This window comes from Pseudomonas oryzihabitans NBRC 102199 (assembly GCF_000730625.1).
Taxonomy (GTDB): Bacteria; Pseudomonadota; Gammaproteobacteria; order Pseudomonadales; family Pseudomonadaceae; genus Chryseomonas; species Chryseomonas oryzihabitans.
In genome coordinates, this window is sequence record NZ_BBIT01000017.1 from 26,199 (window position 1) to 46,295 (window position 20,097).

Genomic DNA, 20,097 nt, shown 5'->3' on the forward strand with positions numbered 1-20,097 from the left:
CCGAGGAATCCCCATGTCCAACCTGCTGTTCGACGCCTACTTCACCCAGGCCGCCATGCGTGCGGTGTTCTGTGACCAGGGGCGACTGCAGGGCATGCTGGACTTCGAAGCGGCCCTGGCGCGCGCCGAGGCGGCGGTGGGGGTAATCCCCCAGACGGCGGTAGCGCCCATCGCCGCCGCCTGCCGCGCCGAGCGCTATGACGCGGCCGAGCTGGCCCGGGCCGTGGTCAGCGCCGGCAATTCCGCCATACCGCTGGTCAAGGCCCTGGGCCGGCAGATCGCCGCCCAGGACCCCGAGGCCGAGCGCCATGTGCACCGCGGTGCCACCAGCCAGGACGCCATGGACAGCGGTCTGGTCCTGCAGATCCGCCAGGCGCTGGACCTGCTGGACGCCGACCTGGCACGGCTGGCCGAGGCCCTGGCCATCCAGGCCGAGCGCCATGCCGGCACCGTGCTGGCCGGCCGGACCTGGCTGCAACATGCGACGCCCGTGACCCTGGGCATGAAACTGGCCGGGGTGCTGGGCGCCATCACCCGGCACCGCCAGCGCCTGGCCGAGTTGCGGCCGCGGGTGCTGGTGCTGCAATTCGGCGGCGCCTCGGGCAGCTTGGCCGCCCTGGGCGCTGACGCCCTGCCGGTGGCCGAGGCCCTGGCCCGCGAGCTGGGGCTGAGCCTGCCGGAGCAACCCTGGCACACCCAGCGCGATCGCCTAGTCGAGGTCGGCGCCTGGCTGGGCCTGGTGGCCGGCAGCCTGGGCAAGCTCGGGCGCGATCTGTCGCTGCTGATGCAGACCGAGGCCGCCGAGGTGTTCGAGCCTTCGGCGCCGGGCAAGGGTGGCTCCTCCACCATGCCGCACAAACGCAATCCGGTCGGCGCCGCGGTGCTGATCGCCGCTGCCACCCGCGCGCCGGGTCTGGTCAGCACCCTGTTTTCCGCCATGCCCCAGGAGCACGAGCGCAGCCTGGGACTCTGGCATGCCGAATGGGAAACCCTGCCGGAGCTGTTCTGCCTGGTCTCCGGCGCCCTGCAGCAGGCCCAGGCCATCGTCGCCGGGCTGGAGGTGGATGCCGCGCGCATGCAGGCCAATCTGGAGTTGACCCACGGCCTGGTGCTGGCCGAGGCGGTCAGCATCGCCCTCGCCGGACGCCTGGGGCGCGAGGCCGCTCACCACCTGGTGGAGCAGAGCTGCAAGCGCGCCGTCCAGGAGGGTCGCCATCTGCGTCTGGTGCTCGGCGATACCCCCGAGGTCACCGCCGAACTCTCCAGCGCCGAGCTGGATCGCCTGCTGGACCCCGCCCATTACCAGGGCCAGGCCCGGGCCTGGGTGGCCCGCGCCCTGGCCGAACATCGCACCCTGCCTACCCATTCCTAAACCAGAGGACTGCCTGATGCCCAGCGTACGTCTCGCCGATGGCGACCTGAACTACCGGCTGGAGGGCCCCGAGGGCGCCCCCGTGCTGATCCTGTCCAATTCCCTGGGCACCAACCTGGCCATGTGGGACGACCAGGCCGCCGCCTTCAGCGAGCGCTTTCGCCTGCTGCGTTACGACACCCGTGGTCACGGCGCCTCCCTGGTGACGCCCGGCCCCTATCGCATGGATCAGAACGGCCGTGACGTCCTGGCCCTGGCCGACGCCCTGGGTATCGACCGCTTCGCCTTCTGTGGCCTGTCCATGGGCGGCTCCATCGGCCAGTGGCTGGGCATCAACGCCCCCGAGCGGGTCACCCGTCTAGTGCTGTGCAACACCGGCGCCAAGATCGGCACCCCGGAGGTTTGGAACACCCGCATCCAGACCGTCGAAGCCGGCGGCGAGCAGGCCATGCGCGACCTGCGCGATGCCTCCATCGGCCGCTGGTTCACCCCTGACTTCGCCAGCGCCGAACCGGAGAAGGTCGACCGCATCGTCGCCATGCTCGCCAGCACCCCGCCCCAGGGCTATGCCGCCAACTGCGCGGCGGTACGCGACGCCGACTTCCGCGAGGTGCTGGACGCCATCCAGGCCCCGACGCTGATCGTCGCCGGCACCCACGACGCCGTGACCACCCCGGCCGACGGGCGCTTCCTGCAGGAACGCATCCCCGGCGCCGAGTACGTCGAGTTTCCCGCCGCCCACCTGTCCAACGTGCAGATGGGCGCTGCCTTTACCCAGCGCGTGCTGGCCTTTCTCAGCGCCTGAAGGAGTCGATCTTGGACGAAAGAGAACGTTACGAAGCCGGCATGCAGGTCCGCCGGGCGGTGCTGGGCGACGCCCACGTCGATCGCAGCCTGGAAAAGCTGACCCCCTTCAACGAAGAATTCCAGGAGATGATCACCCGCCACGCCTGGGGCGACATCTGGACCCGCCCGGGCCTGCCGCGGCACACCCGCAGCCTGATCACCATCGCCATGCTGATCGGCATGAACCGCGAAGGCGAACTGCGCCTGCACCTGCGCGCCGCCCGCAGCAACGGGGTGACGCGGGAGGAGATCAAGGAGCTGATCATGCAGAGCGCCATCTACTGCGGCATCCCGGCGGCCAATGCCACCTTCCATCTGGCGGAGACGGTGTGGGATGAGTTGGGGGTGGAGTCGCTGGAGGGGTGAGTTTCCCCCCTTTGGCCCCTGTTTGGATGATGCCCGCCGGGTTGGATTTGGCGGGCGTTGGTTGTTGGGCGTAGGTTGGGTTGAGCGTTAGCGAAGCCCAACGCCTGTGCTATTGGGTGCCAGGGCTGGTTATCGAGCGCTTTGAAGGTTTTTGTTTCGCCCACCCGGGCGACTTACTTTTTTCAGTCGCGGCTGCGCGCCCCGCAAAAAAGTAAGCAAAAACGCTTGCCCCGACCATCCGGCCCTCCGCTTCGCTCCGGGTCCGCTCACGCCAGCGCCGTTCCGGGGTCGGTCCAGATGGGCCGTCCATGGCCCACTGGACCTCTCGCCGTATCCATGCGGCTCGCCCCACTTCACGACACTGGCGTTCGCCCTCCTGAACGGGGCGATTCGCTAGCCTGATGCCTTGGGTGCAAACCGGTAGGGTGGACAACGGCGCAGCCTTGTCCACGCGATAGGCCTTACTCCCTCAGTGGAAAACGCTGCGCGGTTTTCCACGCTACGAATCTTCTGAATACGGAAGCCTCAGGCTGGCGCTCCGTCCCCGTCAGTGAGGCCGAACTGTTGGGGTGTGCTTTCTTTTGCTTACTTTTCTTTGCACCGGGCGGCGATCCGCAAGCAAAGAAAAGTGAGTCGCCGGCCAGGCGAAACCAGGGGCATCAGCAGAACTCAATAAACAGCCAGGGCACCTGCACGGCGCGCAGTTCAAGGCTGAAATCATGCCCTTATCGCGGTCATGGACCGCTCCTACAGCAGGAGTTCGAAACTGTAGGAGCGGTCCATGACCGCGATAGGGCAGTCGCTCTGTACGAAGGCAGCCCTGCCCAGCCACAGGGCCTCAGGCCCCTTACTTGGTCACTACCCGCGTAATCCGATCCCCCTCGGCATCATCCTGCCCCTTGGCCTTGTTGACCGCGTAGACCACGCCCTTGCCATCCACCACCGCGTGGTTGGGGTAGGTGCCCAGTTCCAGGTTGGCCTTGATGGTGCCGTCCGGGTCGACCACGGTCAGGGTGCCAGCGCCGCGGTTGGTCACGTAGGCCAGGCGCTTGACCGGGTCGAAGGCCACGTTCAGCGCCCCGGCACCGGTGGTGACGTTGTGCAGGGTCTTGCCGGTCTTGGCGTCGACGATCAGCAGGTTGTCGCTGCCCTGGGCGGTGATGAACAGGCGATCGGTCTGGGGATCGTGGGCCACGGCCATGGGGGTCTTGGCGCCCTGGATCGGGAAGACCTTCTCGACCTGCTCGGTCTTGGCGTCGATCACCGCGGCTTCGTTGGTCTTCAGGCTGACGGCGTAGAGCTTGTGCACCGCCGGGTCCAGGTGCATGCCGACCACGGCGAACTGCTCGCCGCGCACGCCCGATTCGATGGCGATGTGCTTGCGCACGGCCGGGGTCTTGGCGTCGAAGCTGACGATGTCCGGGGTCATGGCCGCCGAGGCGAAGGCGCGGTCGAGTTTCTCGTCGACCACCACCGTGTGGGCATGGGGCACGAGGCCGGGTTCGAATTGCTTGACCAGGCCTAGGTCGCTCTGGCGATAGACCGCCACGGTGTTCTGCCGGGTATTGGTGGTCCAGACGGTGCCGTTACGATCGTCCACGCCCACGCCGTAGACCGCGTAGACGCCGGCGTCCTGGCCCGGGGCGGCGGCCGGGGTGATCTGGCGCTGGATGGACAGGTCCTTGGGATCGAGCTTGAGCAGCTGCGAGACCTTGACCGGCGGGCGGCCCACGGCCGAGGTGACGAAGAGGGCGCCGGTCTTGGCGCTGCTGTCCACCTGGTAGAGGCCGGGGACCAGTTTGACCGCGGTGAGGCTATAGGCCTCGGCGCCGGACAGCGGCACCACCGGCGAGACCTTGAGCGGGAAGACCGCGGCGCCCGAGGGCTGGGCGGTGCTGATGACGATGGGGTGCTGGCCGGGGGCGGCGTCTTCGGGGATGCGCAGGGTCGCCTTGAAGTTGCCCTGGGCGTCGGCCACGTAGGCGGCGTCGGGGTTGAGCGCCACGCCACCGCGCGACAGGGTGATCTGCTGACCGGGGGTGAAGCCACGGCCGTCCAGCGCGACCTCGCTGCCGGCCAGGATGGCGGTGCCGGTGACAGGACTGGCCTTGATCTCGCCGTGGTAGTCCGGATCGGGGGCTTCGAAGCTGGAGCGCGCCTGGGCGGCTTGCCCGCCCAGCGCCAGCAGGGCGGCCAGCAGGGTGACGGAAAAGACGCGCCGGCCCTTGGCCGAAGACGCTGGAGCGATGTTCATCAGGGATTCCTTGTAGCGGCGATCAAGATACCCGCGCCAGAGCGCCGGGCAGCGGAGGCCATCCTGGGCTAGGTCATGTTAAGGCGAAAGCGAAATACTTGCATTTAGATTTGCAGGTTTTACGCTTTGTCGCTGTCCGGGGTATCGAGGGTGCGCTGCATCAGGCAGGCGCCGGCGCCATAGCCGGCCAGCTTGGCCTCGAGCGCGGCGTCGGCCGGAACCGGGTGATAGTGATGGCGCTGCCAGTAGCCGATGGCGTTGGACAGCGACACCAGCCGCCCCTGGCGCAGGCGGGCGCGTCGGGCCTGGCCCTTGGCGTGGCGATAGAGCCGCCCGGCCACGCCCTGGCCCTGGGCGGCGGGATGCACGGCGCAGTCGTGCAGGAACCAGGTCGAGGCCGCGCCCGGCAGCTGCTCCAGGCGGGCGCCCAGCGCCGGTGGCAGGCCGTCGTCCCAGGGATAGGCGATCAGATAGCCCTGCAGCCGCGCCTCGGTGTCCAGGGCCGCCCAGCAGTGTTCCGGGGCGAGCTCCAGGCGATTGGCGTAGAAGGCGTGGTCTTCGAGCAGGTCGGCGGGGTAGTTGGCCGCCTGGATGGCGAGGACGGCCGGGAGGTCGGCGGGGCGCAGCGGGCGTATCGAAGGCATGACGAGGCGGGGGAAAAGGTCCGGCCGGGCAGTATGGTCACTGCCCGGCCGGGAGGCAAACGCCTCGGAGCCGTGGGTGGTGAGTCCCGCCGCTAGCCTGCGCCTTGGCGCGGGGGCCTGGATTCCAGCGGCGACCTTGGCGTGCCTGGCGCCGCCGCCGGCCTTAGAGCCTGTTCAGAATCTCGCGAGCTAGAGCCAAACAAGGCGAAAATGGCTGAGGAAGCGGAGTTTACGAGTGGTAAATGAGCATTCCGACGGGGCTGGCCTTCCAGGCCATTTTCAACGCCGTTTGGCCGACGCGCAGCAGATTTTGAGCAGGCTCTTAGGCCTTGGCGATCAGCCGCGAATTACGCTCGTTCCTGAAGTGCAGATCTTCGATCCGCTGGGTCGCGGTCTCGGCTTCCTGGCGGGCGGCGAGGATGAGGTCGTGGTGCGGGGACTTGGCGCAGACCGGATCGGCGTTGCGGGCATCGCCGGTGAGCATGAAGGCCTGGCAGCGGCAGCCGCCGTAGTCCTTTTCCTTCTCGTCGCAGGAACGGCAGGGCTCGGGCATCCAGTCGTAGCCGCGGTAGACGTTGAAGCCGAAGGAGTCGTACCAGATGTGCCTGAGGTCCTGCTCCTTCACGTTGGGGAAGGCGATGGGCATCTGCCGGGCGCCGTGGCAGGGCAGGGCGGTGCCGTCCGGCGTGATGGTCAGGAACAGCTTGCCCCAGCCGTCCATGCAGGCCTTGGGGCGCTCTTCGTAGTAGTCCGGGGTGACGAAGATCAGCTTGCAGGGGTGGTTCTCGGCCTTGAGGCGCGCACGGTACTCGTTGGTGATGCGCTCGGCGCGCTCCAGCTGGGCCTTGGTCGGCAACAGGCCGGCGCGATTGCGTTCCGCCCAGCCGTAGAACTGGCAGGTGGCGAGTTCGACGAAGTCGGCTTCCAGGGCCAGGCAGAGGTCGATGATCTGGTCGATGCGATCGATGTTGTGCCTGTGGGTGACGAAGTTGAGCACCATCGGATAGCCATGGGCCTTGACCGCCTTGGCCATGGCCAGCTTCTGGGCGAAGGCCTTCTTCGAGCCGGCCAGCAGGTTGTTCACCTGTTCGTCGCTGGCCTGGAAGCTGATCTGGATATGGTCCAGGCCGGCTTCCTTGAATTCGGCGATGCGCGCCTCGGTGAGGCCGATGCCGGAGGTGATGAGGTTGGTGTAGTAGCCCAGCCGGCGCGCCTCGCGGATCAGCTCGGCGAGGTCCTGGCGCACCAGGGGCTCGCCGCCGGAAAAGCCGATCTGGGCGGCGCCCATCTCCCGCGCCTCGGCCATCACCTTGAACCACTGTTCGGTGGTCAGCTCACGACCCTGGGCGGCGAAGTCCAGGGGATTGGAGCAATAGGGGCACTGCAGCGGACAGCGATAGGTGACCTCGGCCAGCAGCCACAGCGGCAGGCCGACGTTGTGCTTGCCTACCGCCGGCGGCTGCGGGAGTTGCATGGGCACTTCAGGCAGTTGAGAAGTGCCTGCGCTCGGTGATGCTGCGTTAGAAACCCGCTCGGAATGCTCATTTACCATTTGTAAACTCCGCTTCCTCGCGGGTTTCTGCCTTGCCTAACCTTCGCTCGGCGACTTCTCGAATAAGGCTTAGCCGAGCAGGAGCCAGTGCTCTGCACGAGCGACCTCCATGAATTGTTCGACGTCGGCGCCCAGCTCGGGCACGCCGGGGAAGCGTTCGTCGAGGACGGCGATGATGGCGGCCACGTCACGCTGGCCGTCGATCAGCCCGCCGATGGCGGCGGCGCTGTCGTTGAGCTTGATCATGCCCTCGGGATAGAGCAGCACATGGGCGTCCTGCGCCGGCTCGAACTGGAAGCGATAGCCGGGGCGCCAGCGCGGCACCTGGGTGCGGTCGAAGCTCATAGGTCGATTCCTCGGTGCCAGCGGCGCTCGGCGGTGACGCTGTGATAGGGCGGGCGGTGCAGTTCGTAGGCCATGCTCATGGCGTCGAGCATGGTCCAGAGGATGTCCAGCTTGAACTGCAGGATCTCCAGCATGCGCTGCTGGGACTCCCAGGTGGTGTAGTGCTGCAGGGTGATCTGCAGACCGTGCTCGACGTCGCGGCGGGCCTGGCCCAGGCGGGTGCGGAAGTACTCGTAGCCGGCCGGATCGATCCAGGGATAGTGGGTCGGCCAGGCGTCCAGGCGCGACTGGTGGATCTGCGGCGCGAACAGTTCGGTCAGGGAGCTGCTGGCGGCTTCCTGCCAGGAGGCGCGACGGGCGAAATTGACGTAGGCGTCCACCGCGAAGCGCACCCCGGGCAGCACCAGTTCCTGGGAGAGCACCTGCTCGCGGTCCAGGCCGGTGGCCTCGGCCAGGCGCAGCCAGGCCTCGATGCCACCTTCGCTGCCGGGCTCGCCGTCGTGGTCGAGGATGCGCTGCACCCATTCGCGACGGATCTCGCGATCCGGGCAGTTGGCCAGGATGGCGGCGTCCTTGAGCGGGATGTTGACCTGGTAGTAGAAGCGGTTAGCCACCCAGCCCTGGATCTGCTCGCGGCTGGCGCGGCCCTGGTACATGGCCACGTGATAGGGGTGGTGGATGTGGTAGAGGTCGCCCTTGGCGCGCAGGGCGGCTTCGAATTCGGCGGGCGTAAGGGCGTCGGGCATGGCGTTCACAACTCGATGGACATGCCGTCCCAGGCGACTTCCACGCCCTGGCGCGCGACGATGGCGCGCTCGGGGGAGTCTTCGTCCAGGATCGGATTGGTGTTGTTGATGTGGATCAGCACCTTGCGCTGGCGCTCGAAGCCGGCCAGCACCTCCAGCATGCCGCCGGGGCCGCTCTGCGGCAGGTGGCCCATCTCGGTGCCGGTCCGGGTGCCCACGCCGCGACGCTGCATCTCGTCATCGGTCCAGAGCGTGCCGTCCACCAGCAGGCAGTCGGCCTGGCCCATCAGCTCCAGCAGGGCGGCGTCCGGCTGGCCCAGGCCCGGGGCATAGAACAGCTTGCCGCCGGTGCGTCGGTCGTGGACCAGCAGCCCCAGGTTGTCGCCCGGGTGCGGATCGTGGCGATGGGGCGAATAGGGCGGTGCGGCGCTGCGCAGCGGGAAGGGCGTGAATTCCAGATTCGGACAGGCCGGGATGGTGAAGCTGCCGCTCAGGGCGATGGGCTGCCAACTGAGCCCGCCGTTCCAGTGTTCGAGCATGTTGAACAGCGGAAAGCCGGTGGTGAGGTCCTGGTGGACCATCTCGGTGCACCAGACCTCGTGGGGGCAGCCTTCGCGCAGGCTGAGCAGGCCGGTGGTGTGGTCGATCTGGCTGTCCAGCAGGACGATGGCGCGGATGCCGGTGTCACGCAGGGCCCGCGCCGGCTGCAGCGGGGCGAAGCCGGCCAGCTGGGCGCGGATGTCGGGCGAGGCGTTGCACAGGATCCAATTCACCCCGTCGTCGGACAGGGCGATGGAAGACTGGGTACGGGCCTGGGCCCTGAGGGTGCCCTTGCGGAAGCCGTCGCAATTGACGCAATTGCAGTTCCACTGGGGAAAGCCACCGCCGGCGGCGGAGCCGAGAATCTGGATATGCATGGGAAAGGCTAAACCTGGAAAAAGTACGCCCCGGCGAACCGGGGCGTGGGGCGCATCAACGGTTGGCGAAGTACATGGTGACTTCGAAGCCGATGCGCAGGTCAGTGTAAGCAGGCTTGGTCCACATGGGAGGTCTCCTCTTTTGACTGCGAAAGCCGGAAGGATCCGGTCGTTAAGTCTAACAAATGTTACCTAGCTAAGGGTTTTTGCCGCGACGAATCGCTGGCGGTCCGGCGGACATAACTGTCTTACCGATCCTGCAACAGATTGACCGCCAAGGCCGGCCGACGCTCCCGGGAAAGTGTTGAAAGCTATGACATCCAGCCGGATGGCGCGTGGGCATTGGCCAGGGCGAAGCGCGGCGCGTCGCTGGCGGTGAGTTGTTGCCAGGCCTGCTGCAGGGCCCCGTCATCCAGGGCGGCCAGGGCCTGCTGCAGGGGCGCGAGATCCAGCGCCCCACTGCGCTGGAAGCCCCACCAGAGCCGCTCGGCCAGGGCGGCGCGCTGAGGGGTGGCGGGGCTGAAGTCGCGCCCCAGCTGACCGATGTCTTCTGCCAGCGTCATGGCCTCGGCCTGCACCGCGTTGCGGCTGTCGGCCAGGCAGCCTTCGATTTCCGCGAGGATCTCCGCCGCCCGGGCTTGGGGCGACTGCACGCCGATCAGCAGGCCACCGTGATCGCCCAGCAGGCGATAGGCGGAAAACACCGCATAGCCCAGTTGCCGCTCGCTGCGCAGGCGCTGGAACAGCGGTCCTTGCAGGCGCGCCGCCAACAGCCGCCAGGCGGCTTCGGTGGCGGGGCGCGCATCGGGTTGCGGACAGAACAGCAGCAGCGCCTGCTGGGCATCGGCGCTGGGTTCGTGGTGCCAGTGGCGACCGGTGCAGCCCGGCGGTTCGCCCAGCGGCCCGGCCTGGGGCCGAGGCGGCGGCGTGAGGGCGGCCAGGGACGCCTGCGCCGCCTGGGGCAGGCCACAGGCCAGGGCCTGCCAGCGCGGGTCTGCTTCATTGACTGTCAGCGGCATGACCGCATTTAGTCGCTCGGGCAGGACCTTGAGCAACTGGCGGATCAGCATGGGCTCGATCGAGGCTGCGGGGAGCGGCTGGGAAAGGTCCAGCGCGTTCGTCAGGCGGCCGAGCGCCTGCTCCAGCACCGCCGGCAGCGCCATGGCCCAGCCCTGTAGCCGCAATTCCCAAGGTGCCCCGGGCGGACTCCAGCGCAGGGTGACGCCCGCTTCGGCGGCCAGCCGGGGTAGCGCGCCCAGCACCCGGACGTCGGGCGCGGCCGGTGCCGGTCCCGGCCATTGCCAGCGCAAAAACAGCAGGCCTTCGCGCTGCTGGGGGGCGAGGGCCTGGCTGATCGGCCAGGACTGCCTCGTCGGGGCGCTCGGCGTGACGGGGTCGGCGAGCAAAGGATTGATCGGAGGCAGGGCGAAGGGGACGGCGGCGGGAGCTGTTGTGCACGGGGAGTCGGCCAGGCCGGCGGCGAAACCGCTGAGGCGCTGCGGGACCAGTTGCGCGAGCAGCCGGGGCCAGGCGGCCTGGGCGGCCGGGGAGAGCGCCGGTTGTGGCCAGGCGTTTCCTCGCCGATCCAGCCAGAGGCGTTCACCCAGGCGCCTTGCCAGCGCCAGGGCGGGCAGGGTCGCCCAGAGGCGCTGGGTGCGTTCGGCGTGGCCCTGCTGCAATGCGGCGAGGGGCGTCTGGCGCAGGGTGTCCAGCCAGGGGCACAGGATGCCGGTCAGGTGGCTCGGGCTGGCCTGGGGGCCGGGCACGAGATCCAGCCGGAGCAGGCCCTGGCGGGCCTGGCGATAGGGCCAGGCGAGGCTCAGTCGTTCGGCCTGGCCGGCTTGGCGCAGGAGGGCCGGCAGGCCGCCGGGATGGTCGCCGAGCAGCAGGGTTTCCAGCAGCTCCGCCGCTTCCCAGCTGCCGGGTGGCAGGTCATCGAGGGCGAATTGCACGGCCAGCGTCGGGGGCGTTGTGGCGGTGGTCTGCCAGCGTTCGCCTGCAGCCGGGAGCGCTTGGGGCGTTACGGCGCTGGGCGCCGGGCCAGGGGGCAGCAGGGCGCCCTGTTCCCGGGCCAGGTCGACCAGTTCGGCCAGCGGTTGCGGCCCGGCCAGCACCAGTAGGGCATTTTCCGCCCGGTAGTGCTGGCGCTGGAAGTCGCGCAGGGCCGCCTGGAAGGTTGGGCTCTGCAGCGGCAGGCTGTAACGGTTGCCGGCATGGAAGCCGGCGGCCGGATGGTCGGCGGGCAGGCCGGCGGCCAGCGCCAGGTCGCGACGGGTATCGGCGCTGCGCGACCAGGCGATGAATTCGGCGTGCAGCACCTCGCGCTCGCGGCGCTGGGCGTCGGCTGCCAGCAGGGGCGCGGCGAGCATGTCCAGCAACCGGGCGAGCCCGGCGGCCAGGTGCTCGGGGGCCAGGGCGAAAAAGAAGTCGGTGGTGGTCTCGCGGGTGCTGGCGTTGAGTTCACCGCCGAGGCGCTGCACCAGCGGCATCAGGCCGTCCGCCGCCGGATAGCGCCGGCTGCCGAGAAAGAACAGGTGTTCGAGAAAGTGCGCCAGCCCCGGAAAGGCCCGCGGCGCCTGGTGACTGCCGGCGCCGATGCGCACCATGGCGGCGGCCTGGGGCAGCTCGGGGTCGTGCAGCAGGGCGATGGCCAGGCCATTGGCCAGGCGCAGCCGGCGATGGAAGGGGGCGGAGGTGGGCATGGGGGTAGCTTAACCGAGTCGGGTGGAGGGGATGGAGCGGGTTTGCCCTCACCCCGGCCCTCTCCCTGGGGGAGAGGGGGAAGAGCGGTTGGAGTGTCGAGGTTTGCCCTCACCCCGGCCCTCTCCCGGGGGGAGAAGGGGAAAAGCGAGAGCTGTGCTTGGTTTGCCCTCTCCCTGGGGCGAGGCATGGTCTCGATACCGTAGCGTGGAAAACGGCGCAGCCTTTTCCACTGGGGCCCCGGGTGCCAGGGGGCTCTCGTCCCCGCTCCCTTCCGGAAGGAGCAAAGCCCTTTTCATGGAAAGAAAAACCCAGGCGAAAAAAATCCCGGCTGGGCCGGGATTCTTGGGTGGGGCGAGGGGGGATTCCAACAGGATGTCAAAAATGCTCGAAGCATCCTCGCCCCGGACCCTCTCCCGGAGGAGAGGGGAGCTCGGGCGCGGGCGCCCTTACTTCTTCTCGGGCAGGGCGAAGGCCATCACGTAGTCACCCTGCTTGGTGCCCAGCGAGCCATGGCCGCCGGCATAGACCAGCACGTACTGGCGACCGTCCTTGCCGGTGTAGGTCATGGGGGTGGTCTGGCCACCGGCCGGCAGGCGGCCTTTCCACAGTTCCTTGCCGTTCTTCACGTCATAGGCGCGCAGGTACTGGTCCAGGGTGCCGCTCAGGAAGGCCACGCCACCAGCAGTGGTGACGGTGCCGCCCAGGCTGGGCACACCCATGGGCAGGGGCAGCGGAACCGGCGAGTTGTCGCGCACGGTGCCGTTCTTGTGCTTGTAGACCAGCTTGCCGGTGGTCAGGTCGAGACCCGCCACGTAGCCCCAGGCGGGTGCTTGGCAGGGCAGGCCCAGGGGCGACAGGAAGGCCGACAGGATCACGCCATAGGGCGCGCCCTTGTTGGGCTGAATGCCTTCGGTCTCGCTCTTGCGCGCCGGCTGGTTGGCGATCTCTTCACGCGGTACCAGCTTGGAGGTGAAGGCCATGTAGCTGGGGTTGAGGAAGGCGATCTGGCGTACCGGATCGACCGAGATGCCGCCCCAGTCGAACACGCCGAAGTTGCCCGGGTAGACGATCGAGCCCTGGGTGGACGGCGGGGTGTAGATGCCCTCGTAGCGGTGCTCGCGGAAGGCGATGCGGCACAGCGCCTGGTCGAAGGGCGTACCGCCCCACATGTCGCTTTCCTTGAGGGTCGGCGCGGCCAGGTTGATCGAGGAGACCGGCTGGGTCGGCGAGGTGTGGTCGCCTTCCACCGCGCCCTGGGGCACCGGGGTTTCGGTGATCGGGTAGATGGGCTGACCGTTGGTGCGGTCCAGCACATAGATGCTGCCTTGCTTGGTCGAGGCCATCAGCGCGGGGTTCACGCCGCCTTCGGTCTTGATGTCCACCAGGGTCGGCTGACCGCCCACGTCCATGTCCCAGAGGTCATGGTGGGTGAACTGATAGTTCCAGCGCACCTTGCCGGTGGCGATGTCGAGGGCGACCACGCCGGCGCTGTACTTCTCGGAGGCCGGGGTACGGTCACCGCCCCACTGGTCGGGCATCTGGTTGCCCATGGGCAGATAGACCATGCCGACCTTTTCGTCGACGGCCATCATCGACCACATGTTGGGCGAGTTGCGGGTGTAGATGCCGTCGGCGGCGATGGGCGCGGTGGCGTCCGGATTGCCGCTGTCCCAGTTCCACACCAGCTTGCCGGTGTGCACGTCGTAGGCGCGGATCACGCCGGACGGCTCGTCGGTGGAGACGTTGTCGGTGACGTGGCCACCGATGATCACCAGGTTGCGGGTCACCGCCGGCGGCGAGGTAGAGTAGTAGCCGCCGGGCGTGAAGCTGCCCATGTTGGCAGTCAGGTCGACCTGGCCGTTGTCGCCGAAGTCGCTGCACACCTTGCCGGTGTCGGCGTTGATGGCGATCAGGCGGGTGTCGGCGGTGGGCAGGAACAGGCGGCGCGGGCAACTGCTGGCGGCCGGGGTGCTCTGCTCGTCGACCGGGACGGCACTGCCGGTGGCCGGGCTCTGGCCCGCGGTAGTGGTGCCGGCATAGGTGGCGTCGTCGTGGTAGGCCACGCCGCGGCAGGTCATGTGCGCCCAGCCCTTGAAGCTGTCGGCGTGCTGGGTGCTCAGCTTGGGATCGAAGCGCCAGATTTCCTTGCCGCTGTCGGGATCCACGGCGATCACCTGGCTGTGCGGCGTGCAGACATAGAGCTTGCCGTTGACCTTGAGCGGGGTGTTTTCCGCGGTGGTCTCCTGGGGATCGTTCGGGCCGGGGATGTCGCCGGTACGGAAGGTCCAGGCCGGTTGCAGATCCTTCACGTTGTTGACGTCGATCTGCTTGAGCGGCGAGTAGCGATCACCGAAGGCGGTACGGCCATAGGACGGCCAGTCGCCATCGGCGGCGGTCGGCGCGGCGCTCTGGGTGCCGGCGGTGTCGCGGCCCAGGTCACCGTCCAGACGGTTGTAGTTGACGAACTGGGCGACCAGGGCGACGACCGCAGCGATCACCAGGGAGCCGACCAGCGGCAGGCCGCCGCTGCGGCTGTCCAGCGGACGGCGGAACACCGGGATCAGGAGCACCAGGCCAAGGACGAACCAGAGCGCCAGGCGCGGCACCAGCTGCCACCAGTCGAACTGGACTTCCAGCACGGCCCAGGCGGTGGACATCACCAGGAAGAAGGCATAGACCCAGACCCCGCTGGCCCGCCGGATGCACAGCAGGTAACCACTCAGGGCGAGCAGCACGCCGCCGCCGAGGTAGTACAGGGAGCCCCCGAGGGTGGCCAGTTTGATGCCCAGCCCCAAGAGGGCCAGGCCCAGGAGGATGAACAGGATGCCGAGTAACCTGGCAGGCAGGCCTCCCGGTCTCGCGTTGGAAGTGACAGTCATGGCAGCGCTCGCAATGCAATCGTGAAAAGAGACTTCGACTCGATCGACGACATCGCAAATCGGAACCGCATGCGGATCTGTCGTCTGCTACGTCTGAACCTGTTGTCTGTCTTATTGTTCCACCCCTTCGCCGGCTTCCCTGGCAGGAAGCTAGAGCGGTTGCGCTGAGGCGAAGCGGGGGATGGATCGGGGGCGTCGTCTGAATCGGGCGGGTAGATAGTAAGCTAAGCATTGACTGATGTCACTTCGCGATGACGGAAGGAAGGGCCCCGCGGAGCGTCGTGCCTGCTACCATCGCGAGCCGTTCCCGCGATGCCTTCCGCCATGTCCGCTGCGCTTGCCCTGGTCCAGGCGACCTTCGACGTCACCGCCCCGGTCTTCGCCCTGGTGCTGCTGGGCTGCGTGCTCAAGCGGCTGGGCTGGATCGACACCCCCTTCATCAACACCGCCTCGGCCCTGGTGTTTCGCGCCACCATGCCGACCCTGCTGTTTCTCGGCATCCTCAAGGCCGATCTCGGCGAGGCGCTGCAACCGCTGCTGCTGGGCTATTTCGCCCTGGCCACGGTGGTGAGTTTCCTGGCCGCCTGGGGCTGGGCGATCTGGCGCTGTCCCCATGCCGATCGCGGGGTCTATGTGCAGGGCGCCTTTCGCGGCAACTGCGGCATCGTCGGCCTGGCCCTGGCGGCGACCCAGTACGGCGACTATGGGCTGTCGGTGGGCGGGATCATGGCCGGCATGGTCATCCTCTTCTACAACGTGCTCTCGGCCATCGTCCTGGCGCTCTACAGTCCGCACCTGGAGGCCAACTGGCGCACCCTGCTGCGCAGCATCCTCGGCAACCCACTGATCATCGGCATCCTGCTGGCGATTCCCTTCGCCTATTTCCAATGGCAGCTGCCGCGCTGGCTGGACACCTCGGCGCGCTATTTCGCCGGGCTCACCCTGCCGCTGGCGCTGATGTGCATCGGCGCCACCCTGTCGCTGGCCTCGCTGCGCGAGAGCAGCGGTCTGGCGGTGGGCGCCAGCCTGTGGAAGATCGTCTGGATTCCGCTGCTGGGCGTGCTGGGCGCCCTGGCGCTGGGCATCCAGGGACCGGCGCTGGGCATTCTCTTTCTCTACCTCGGGTGCCCGACGGCGGCGTCGAGTTTCGTCATGGCCCGCGCCGCCGGCAGCAATGCCCAGCTGGCAGCGACCATCGTGGTGCTCAGTACCCTGGGCGGGATGCTGACCACCAATCTGGGGCTGCTCCTGCTGAAAGGTTTCAGCCTGCTGTAGGGCACGCCGCCCAGACATCGGCGTTGTGAGAACGTTTATCGGTTGGCGCCAGCTAAAAGTCGGATTTATGCGTAATAGTGCGGCCTCGACCGTCCCCGGTCGATTTGCCCTCTCGATGCCTATCGCAATAAGTATGTGCGAGGAGAGCGGCCGCCCACTCCCCAAGTCTTACGTGTGGTAACCATGAAACGCTCGCTCCAATTCAGCCACAAGATCCTGCTGGCGGCCGCCCTGGTGGTGACCCTGGCCCTGGCCGGCTTCGCCACCTTCAACGCCTATCTGCAGCGCCAGGCCATCACCCAGAGTCTCGAAGCCTCGCTGGGCGAGATCGGCCGCATCACCGCCGGCAACATCGCCTACTGGCTGGACGCGCGGGTCAAGCTGATCGACAGCCAGGCCCAGGCGCTCAGCCGCGACAGCAGCCCGGCCAACGTGGTGGGCCTGCTGGAAGAGAAGCTCTACACGAGCAACTTCGATTCCACCTACCTGGGAGAGGTCGACGGCACCTTCACCGACCGCCCCCATACCTCCATGGAGGCCGGTTACGATGCCCGCCAGCGCGACTGGTACAAGGCCGCGGTCAGCGCCGGCGCTCCCATCCTCACCGAGCCCTACCTGACCGCGCCGCCGCAGAGCTTTCTGTGCATCACCATCGCCGCGCCGGTCCTGCAGAACGGCAAGCTGATCGGCGTGGTGGCCGGCGACCTGGTGATGGACAGCCTGATGAAGATGATCACCTCGCTGGACGCCGGCGGTCTGGGCGAAGCCTTCCTGGTGGACGGCGACGGCAAGATCCTGGTCAGCAGCCACGCCGACCAGGTGCTGAAATCGCTTAAGGAGGTCTTCCCGGAGCAGACCCCGACCCTGGCCCCGGGCTTCCATCACGTCCTGCAGAACGGCAGCGAGCGGCTGGTGAGCTTTACCCCGGTCGCGGGCCTGCCCTCGGTCAAGTGGTACCTGGCCCTGTCCATCGACCAGGCCAAGGCCTATGCCCCGGTGACCCAGGCGCGCAACCTGGCCATCGTCGCCACCCTGGTGGCGGTGGTCGCCATCATCCTGCTGCTGGGCTTCCTCATCCGCGTCCTGCTGCGCCCGCTGCACGACCTGACCCGCGCCATGGACGACATCGCCGAAGGCGAGGGCGATCTGACCCGCCGCCTGCCGGTGCAGTCCCGCGATGAATTCGGCGCCCTGGCCGAGGCCTTCAACCACTTCGTGGCGCGCATCCACACCTCGATCCGCGACGTGGCCCAGAGCACCGGCGAACTCAACCAGGGCACCCGCCGGGTGCTGGAAGCCTCGCAGTCGTCCATGCAGCAGTCCGACATCCAGGCCCAGCGCACCACCAGCGTGGCCGCGGCGATCAACGAACTGGGCGCCGCCGCCCAGGAGATCGCCCGCAACGCCGCCCATGCCTCCGGCGAGGCCAGCACCGCGCGCGCCCAGGGCGAGGAAGGCCGCGAGGTGCTCGACGAAGCCCTGCACGCCATGCAGGCGCTGTCGGCCAAGATCGGCAGCAGTTGCGAACATATCGAGGCGCTCAACGGCAAGGCCGCCAACATCGGCCAGATCCTCGAGGTCATCCGCGGCATCTCCGAGCAGACCAACCTGCTGGCGCTCAACGCGGCCATCGAAGCGGCCCGCGCGGGGGAAGCCGGGCGTGGCTTCGCCGTGGTGGCCGACGAGGTGCGTTCCCTGGCCAGCCGTACCCAGAGTTCGGCGCAGCAGATCCAGCAGATGATCGAGGAGCTGCAGAGCGGCTCGCGCGACGCCGTGGCCCTGATGCAGGAGAGCCAGCGGCAGAGCGCCCACAGCATGCAGGTGGCCAAGCGCGCCGGCGAGCGGCTGGGCAGCGTGACCGAGCGCATCGGTGAGATCGACGGCCAGAACCAGTCCGTCGCGACGGCGACCGAGGAGCAGACCTCGGTGGTGGAGACTCTGAACATGGACATCAGCGAGATCAACCTGCTGAACCAGCAGGGCGTCGACAACCTCCAGGCCACCCTGGCGGCCTGCACCGCCCTGGAAGCCGAAGCCGGTCGTCTGCAGCGCCTGGTGGGTGGCTTCCGCATCTAGCGCGGGCCGGCGGACAAGAGCGTGCCGCTCCGCTCAAGTCGTAACGTGCGTGCCCGATAACGAAGGACCGCCATGCCCTGAATCCGGCATGGCTCCACCCTGGCTACGGACGCAGACCTGTATGAAGCGACACCTGAAATTCAGCCACAAGATCCTGCTGGTCGCGGCGCTGGTGATCACCACCGCGCTGGCCGCTTCCGCCGGTTTCAATGCCTATCTGCAACGCCAGGCCATCGACCAGAGCCTGAGTGCCAACCTCGCGGAAACCGGCCGGGTCACCGCCGGCAACATCGCCTACTGGCTGGACGCGCGGGTCAAGCTCATCGAAGGCGAAGCCCAGACCCTGGCGCGCGATCGCTCGCCCGCAGGCCTGGTCGGTCTGCTGGACCAGAAGATCTACACCGGCACCTTCGATTCCACCTACCTGGGCGAGGTCGACGGCACCTACACCACCCGTCCGCTGCGCAACCTGCCCGCCGGCTACGATCCGCGCAAGCGGCCCTGGTATGCGGCCGCCACCGCCGCCGGCGCCACGGTGCTGACCCCGCCCTATATCTTCGCCTCTTCCGGGCAGCTGGGCGTGACCATCGCCACCCCGCTGCAGCGTGACGGCCAATTGGCCGGCGTGGTGGCCGGCGATCTCAACCTCTCGGCGCTGGTGAATATCATCACCTCGCTCGACGTCGGCGGCCTTGGCGAAGCCTTCCTGGTCGACGGCGACGGCAAGGTGCTGGTCAGCAGCCATCCCGAGCAGGTGCTCAAGACCCTCAAGGACGTCTTCCCCGAGCAGACCCCCTCCCTGCAGCCCGGTCTGCACGCCGTCAGCCAGAATGGCAGCGAGCGGCTGGTGAGCTTTACCCCGGTCGAGGGCCTGCCCTCGGTCAAGTGGTACCTGGGCCTGTCCATCGACCAGGCCAAGGCCTATGCCCCGGTGACCCAGGCGCGCAATCTGGCCATCGTCGCCACGGTGATAGCGGTGATCGCCATCATCCTGCTGCTGGGCCTGCTGATCCGCGTCCTCTTGCGTCCGCTGCACGACCTGACCCGTGCCATGGCCGACATCGCCGAAGGCGAGGGCGACCTGACCCGCCGCCTGCCGGTGCAGGCCCGCGACGAATTCGGCGCCCTGGCCGAGGCCTTCAACAAGTTCGTGGCGCGCATCCACACCTCGATCCGCGACGTGGCCCAGAGCACTGGCGAACTCAACCAGGGCACCCGCCGGGTGCTGGAGTCGTCGCAGTCGTCCATGCAGCAGTCGGATCTGCAGGCGCAGCGCACCACCAGCGTGGCCGCGGCGATCAACGAGCTGGGCGCCGCCGCCCAGGAGATCGCCCGCAACGCCGCCCATGCCTCCGGTGAGGCCAGCACCGCCCGGGCCCAGGGCGAGGAAGGCCGCGAGGTGCTGGACGAAGCCCTGCACGCCATGCAGGCGCTGTCGAGCAAGATCGGCACCAGTTGCGAGCATATCGAAGCGCTCAACGGCAAGACCGCCAACATTGGCCAGATCCTCGAGGTCATCCGTGGCATCTCCGAACAGACCAACCTGCTGGCGCTCAACGCCGCCATCGAGGCCGCGCGGGCCGGTGAGGCCGGGCGTGGCTTCGCCGTGGTAGCAGATGAAGTACGTTCCCTGGCCAGCCGCACCCAGAGTTCGGCGCAGCAGATCCAGCAGATGATCGAAGAGCTGCAGACCGGCTCGCGCGACGCCGTGGCCCTGATGCAGGAAAGCCAGCGGCAGAGTGCCCACAGCATGCAGGTGGCCAAGAGCGCCGGCGAGCGGCTGGGCAGCGTGACCGAGCGCATCGGCGAAATCGACGGCCAGAATCAGTCGGTGGCCACCGCGACCGAGGAGCAGACCTCGGTGGTGGAGACCCTGAACATGGATATCAGCGAGATCAACCTGCTGAATCAGCAGGGCGTGGACAACCTCCAGGCCACCCTGGCGGCCTGTACCGCCCTGGAAGCCGAAGCCGGTCGCCTGCAGCGGCTGGTGGGTGGCTTCCGCATCTGATTCGCGCGAAAAGTCTGCGAAAAGGGAGCGTCGACCTGGGGTCGGCTCTCCCTTTTTGCTGTCCGGAAGGTCAGGAAGGCGTGCGTGAAGGCCGATCTTTCCTGAACCATT

At 67.9% G+C, this 20,097-nt stretch carries 15 protein-coding genes and 2 pseudogenes; 8 read left to right on the forward strand and 9 right to left on the reverse strand.

All coding sequences use genetic code 11. The annotated features are described in order from the left end of the window. Window positions 1–13 precede the first annotated feature (13 nt). The 3 genes from POR01S_RS18095 to pcaC are packed head-to-tail and all read left to right on the forward strand — an operon-like array spanning window position 14 to window position 2,584. Window positions 14–1,372: a 3-carboxy-cis,cis-muconate cycloisomerase gene (locus POR01S_RS18095; RefSeq protein WP_042137427.1), complete on the forward strand. Its 1,359-nt coding sequence runs from the start codon at window positions 14–16 to the stop codon at window positions 1,370–1,372. A gap of 16 nt (window positions 1,373–1,388) precedes the next feature. Then, complete coding sequence (pcaD, locus tag POR01S_RS18100) at window positions 1,389–2,177, forward strand: 3-oxoadipate enol-lactonase (protein ID WP_042137429.1); 789 nt, start codon at window positions 1,389–1,391, stop codon at window positions 2,175–2,177. 11 nt (window positions 2,178–2,188) lie between these two features. Continuing rightward, a complete protein-coding gene (pcaC, locus tag POR01S_RS18105) occupies window positions 2,189–2,584 on the forward strand; it encodes a 4-carboxymuconolactone decarboxylase (RefSeq protein ID WP_042137431.1) in 396 nt (131 codons plus the stop codon). 847 nt (window positions 2,585–3,431) lie between these two features. Here pcaC and POR01S_RS18110 read toward each other — a convergent pair. From POR01S_RS18110 to POR01S_RS18145, 9 genes are all read right to left on the reverse strand, one after another. After that, on the reverse strand, window positions 3,432–4,838 hold the full coding sequence (locus POR01S_RS18110) for a YncE family protein (RefSeq protein WP_042137433.1): 1,407 nt from the start codon (window positions 4,836–4,838) through the stop codon (window positions 3,432–3,434). A gap of 119 nt (window positions 4,839–4,957) precedes the next feature. Then, window positions 4,958–5,482, reverse strand: a complete 525-nt coding sequence (locus POR01S_RS18115) for a GNAT family N-acetyltransferase (protein ID WP_042137435.1) — start codon at window positions 5,480–5,482, stop codon at window positions 4,958–4,960. A 322-nt stretch (window positions 5,483–5,804) separates the two neighbouring features. After that, window positions 5,805–6,956: a pyrroloquinoline quinone biosynthesis protein PqqE gene (gene pqqE / locus POR01S_RS18120; RefSeq protein WP_042137437.1), complete on the reverse strand. Its 1,152-nt coding sequence runs from the start codon at window positions 6,954–6,956 to the stop codon at window positions 5,805–5,807. Between the two features lie 147 nt (window positions 6,957–7,103). Beyond that, entirely contained in the window at window positions 7,104–7,379 is a 276-nt protein-coding gene (gene pqqD, locus POR01S_RS18125) for a pyrroloquinoline quinone biosynthesis peptide chaperone PqqD (protein ID WP_007161090.1), read from the reverse strand. Beyond that, on the reverse strand, window positions 7,376–8,125 hold the full coding sequence (gene pqqC / locus POR01S_RS18130) for a pyrroloquinoline-quinone synthase PqqC (protein WP_027598782.1): 750 nt from the start codon (window positions 8,123–8,125) through the stop codon (window positions 7,376–7,378). The genes pqqD and pqqC overlap by 4 nt, the downstream gene beginning before the upstream one ends. 5 nt (window positions 8,126–8,130) lie before the next feature. Then, a complete protein-coding gene (pqqB, locus tag POR01S_RS18135) occupies window positions 8,131–9,042 on the reverse strand; it encodes a pyrroloquinoline quinone biosynthesis protein PqqB (RefSeq protein ID WP_027601037.1) in 912 nt (303 codons plus the stop codon). A gap of 55 nt (window positions 9,043–9,097) precedes the next feature. Then, entirely contained in the window at window positions 9,098–9,169 is a 72-nt protein-coding gene (gene pqqA, locus POR01S_RS23505) for a pyrroloquinoline quinone precursor peptide PqqA (protein WP_003243383.1), read from the reverse strand. A 184-nt stretch (window positions 9,170–9,353) separates the two neighbouring features. Further along, a complete protein-coding gene (gene pqqF, locus POR01S_RS18140) occupies window positions 9,354–11,744 on the reverse strand; it encodes a pyrroloquinoline quinone biosynthesis protein PqqF (protein WP_042137439.1) in 2,391 nt (796 codons plus the stop codon). Between the two features lie 447 nt (window positions 11,745–12,191). After that, the gene (locus tag POR01S_RS18145; protein WP_042137441.1) at window positions 12,192–14,624 is read right to left on the reverse strand and encodes a glucose/quinate/shikimate family membrane-bound PQQ-dependent dehydrogenase; all 2,433 of its coding nucleotides are present in this window, start codon (window positions 14,622–14,624) and stop codon (window positions 12,192–12,194) included. A 324-nt stretch (window positions 14,625–14,948) separates the two neighbouring features. On the opposite strand from POR01S_RS18145, the gene POR01S_RS18150 reads away from it, so the two are divergent. The 5 genes and pseudogenes from POR01S_RS18150 to POR01S_RS24395 all read left to right on the forward strand — a co-directional run bounded on the left by POR01S_RS18150 (window position 14,949) and on the right by POR01S_RS24395 (window position 19,986). Next, complete coding sequence (locus POR01S_RS18150) at window positions 14,949–15,899, forward strand: AEC family transporter (RefSeq protein WP_042137443.1); 951 nt, start codon at window positions 14,949–14,951, stop codon at window positions 15,897–15,899. Window positions 15,900–16,082: 183 nt separating this feature from the next. Then, window positions 16,083–17,117: pseudogene (locus POR01S_RS24380) on the forward strand (HAMP domain-containing protein); the annotation flags it as partial. A 93-nt stretch (window positions 17,118–17,210) separates the two neighbouring features. Next, window positions 17,211–17,975 (forward strand): methyl-accepting chemotaxis protein, encoded by a 765-nt coding sequence (locus tag POR01S_RS24385; protein WP_420893614.1) that lies wholly within the window; start codon window positions 17,211–17,213, stop codon window positions 17,973–17,975. Window positions 17,976–18,096: 121 nt separating this feature from the next. Continuing rightward, window positions 18,097–19,128 (forward strand): annotated as a pseudogene (locus POR01S_RS24390) (HAMP domain-containing protein); the annotation flags it as partial. A gap of 93 nt (window positions 19,129–19,221) precedes the next feature. Continuing rightward, window positions 19,222–19,986 carry a methyl-accepting chemotaxis protein gene (locus POR01S_RS24395; protein WP_371099681.1) on the forward strand — a complete coding sequence of 255 codons (765 nt, stop codon included), beginning with the start codon at window positions 19,222–19,224 and terminating at the stop codon, window positions 19,984–19,986. Window positions 19,987–20,097: the final 111 nt, after the last annotated feature.

Excerpts from the sequence above, each read along its gene's own strand:
- POR01S_RS18150 (WP_042137443.1), top strand. The coding sequence starts at position 14,949 with ATGTCCGCTGCGCTTGCCCTGGTCCAGGCGACCTTCGACGTCACCGCC.
- pqqC (WP_027598782.1), bottom strand. The coding sequence starts at position 8,125 with ATGCCCGACGCCCTTACGCCCGCCGAATTCGAAGCCGCCCTGCGCGCC.
- pqqB (WP_027601037.1), bottom strand. The coding sequence starts at position 9,042 with ATGCATATCCAGATTCTCGGCTCCGCCGCCGGCGGTGGCTTTCCCCAG.
- pcaD (WP_042137429.1), top strand. The coding sequence starts at position 1,389 with ATGCCCAGCGTACGTCTCGCCGATGGCGACCTGAACTACCGGCTGGAG.
- pqqE (WP_042137437.1), bottom strand. The coding sequence starts at position 6,956 with ATGCAACTCCCGCAGCCGCCGGCGGTAGGCAAGCACAACGTCGGCCTG.
- pqqF (WP_042137439.1), bottom strand. The coding sequence starts at position 11,744 with ATGCCCACCTCCGCCCCCTTCCATCGCCGGCTGCGCCTGGCCAATGGC.
- POR01S_RS24385 (WP_420893614.1), top strand. The coding sequence starts at position 17,211 with ATGCAGCAGTCCGACATCCAGGCCCAGCGCACCACCAGCGTGGCCGCG.
- POR01S_RS18115 (WP_042137435.1), bottom strand. The coding sequence starts at position 5,482 with ATGCCTTCGATACGCCCGCTGCGCCCCGCCGACCTCCCGGCCGTCCTC.
- pqqD (WP_007161090.1), bottom strand. The coding sequence starts at position 7,379 with ATGAGCTTCGACCGCACCCAGGTGCCGCGCTGGCGCCCCGGCTATCGC.
- POR01S_RS18110 (WP_042137433.1), bottom strand. The coding sequence starts at position 4,838 with ATGAACATCGCTCCAGCGTCTTCGGCCAAGGGCCGGCGCGTCTTTTCC.
- POR01S_RS18095 (WP_042137427.1), top strand. The coding sequence starts at position 14 with ATGTCCAACCTGCTGTTCGACGCCTACTTCACCCAGGCCGCCATGCGT.
- POR01S_RS18145 (WP_042137441.1), bottom strand. The coding sequence starts at position 14,624 with ATGACTGTCACTTCCAACGCGAGACCGGGAGGCCTGCCTGCCAGGTTA.
- POR01S_RS24395 (WP_371099681.1), top strand. The coding sequence starts at position 19,222 with ATGCAGCAGTCGGATCTGCAGGCGCAGCGCACCACCAGCGTGGCCGCG.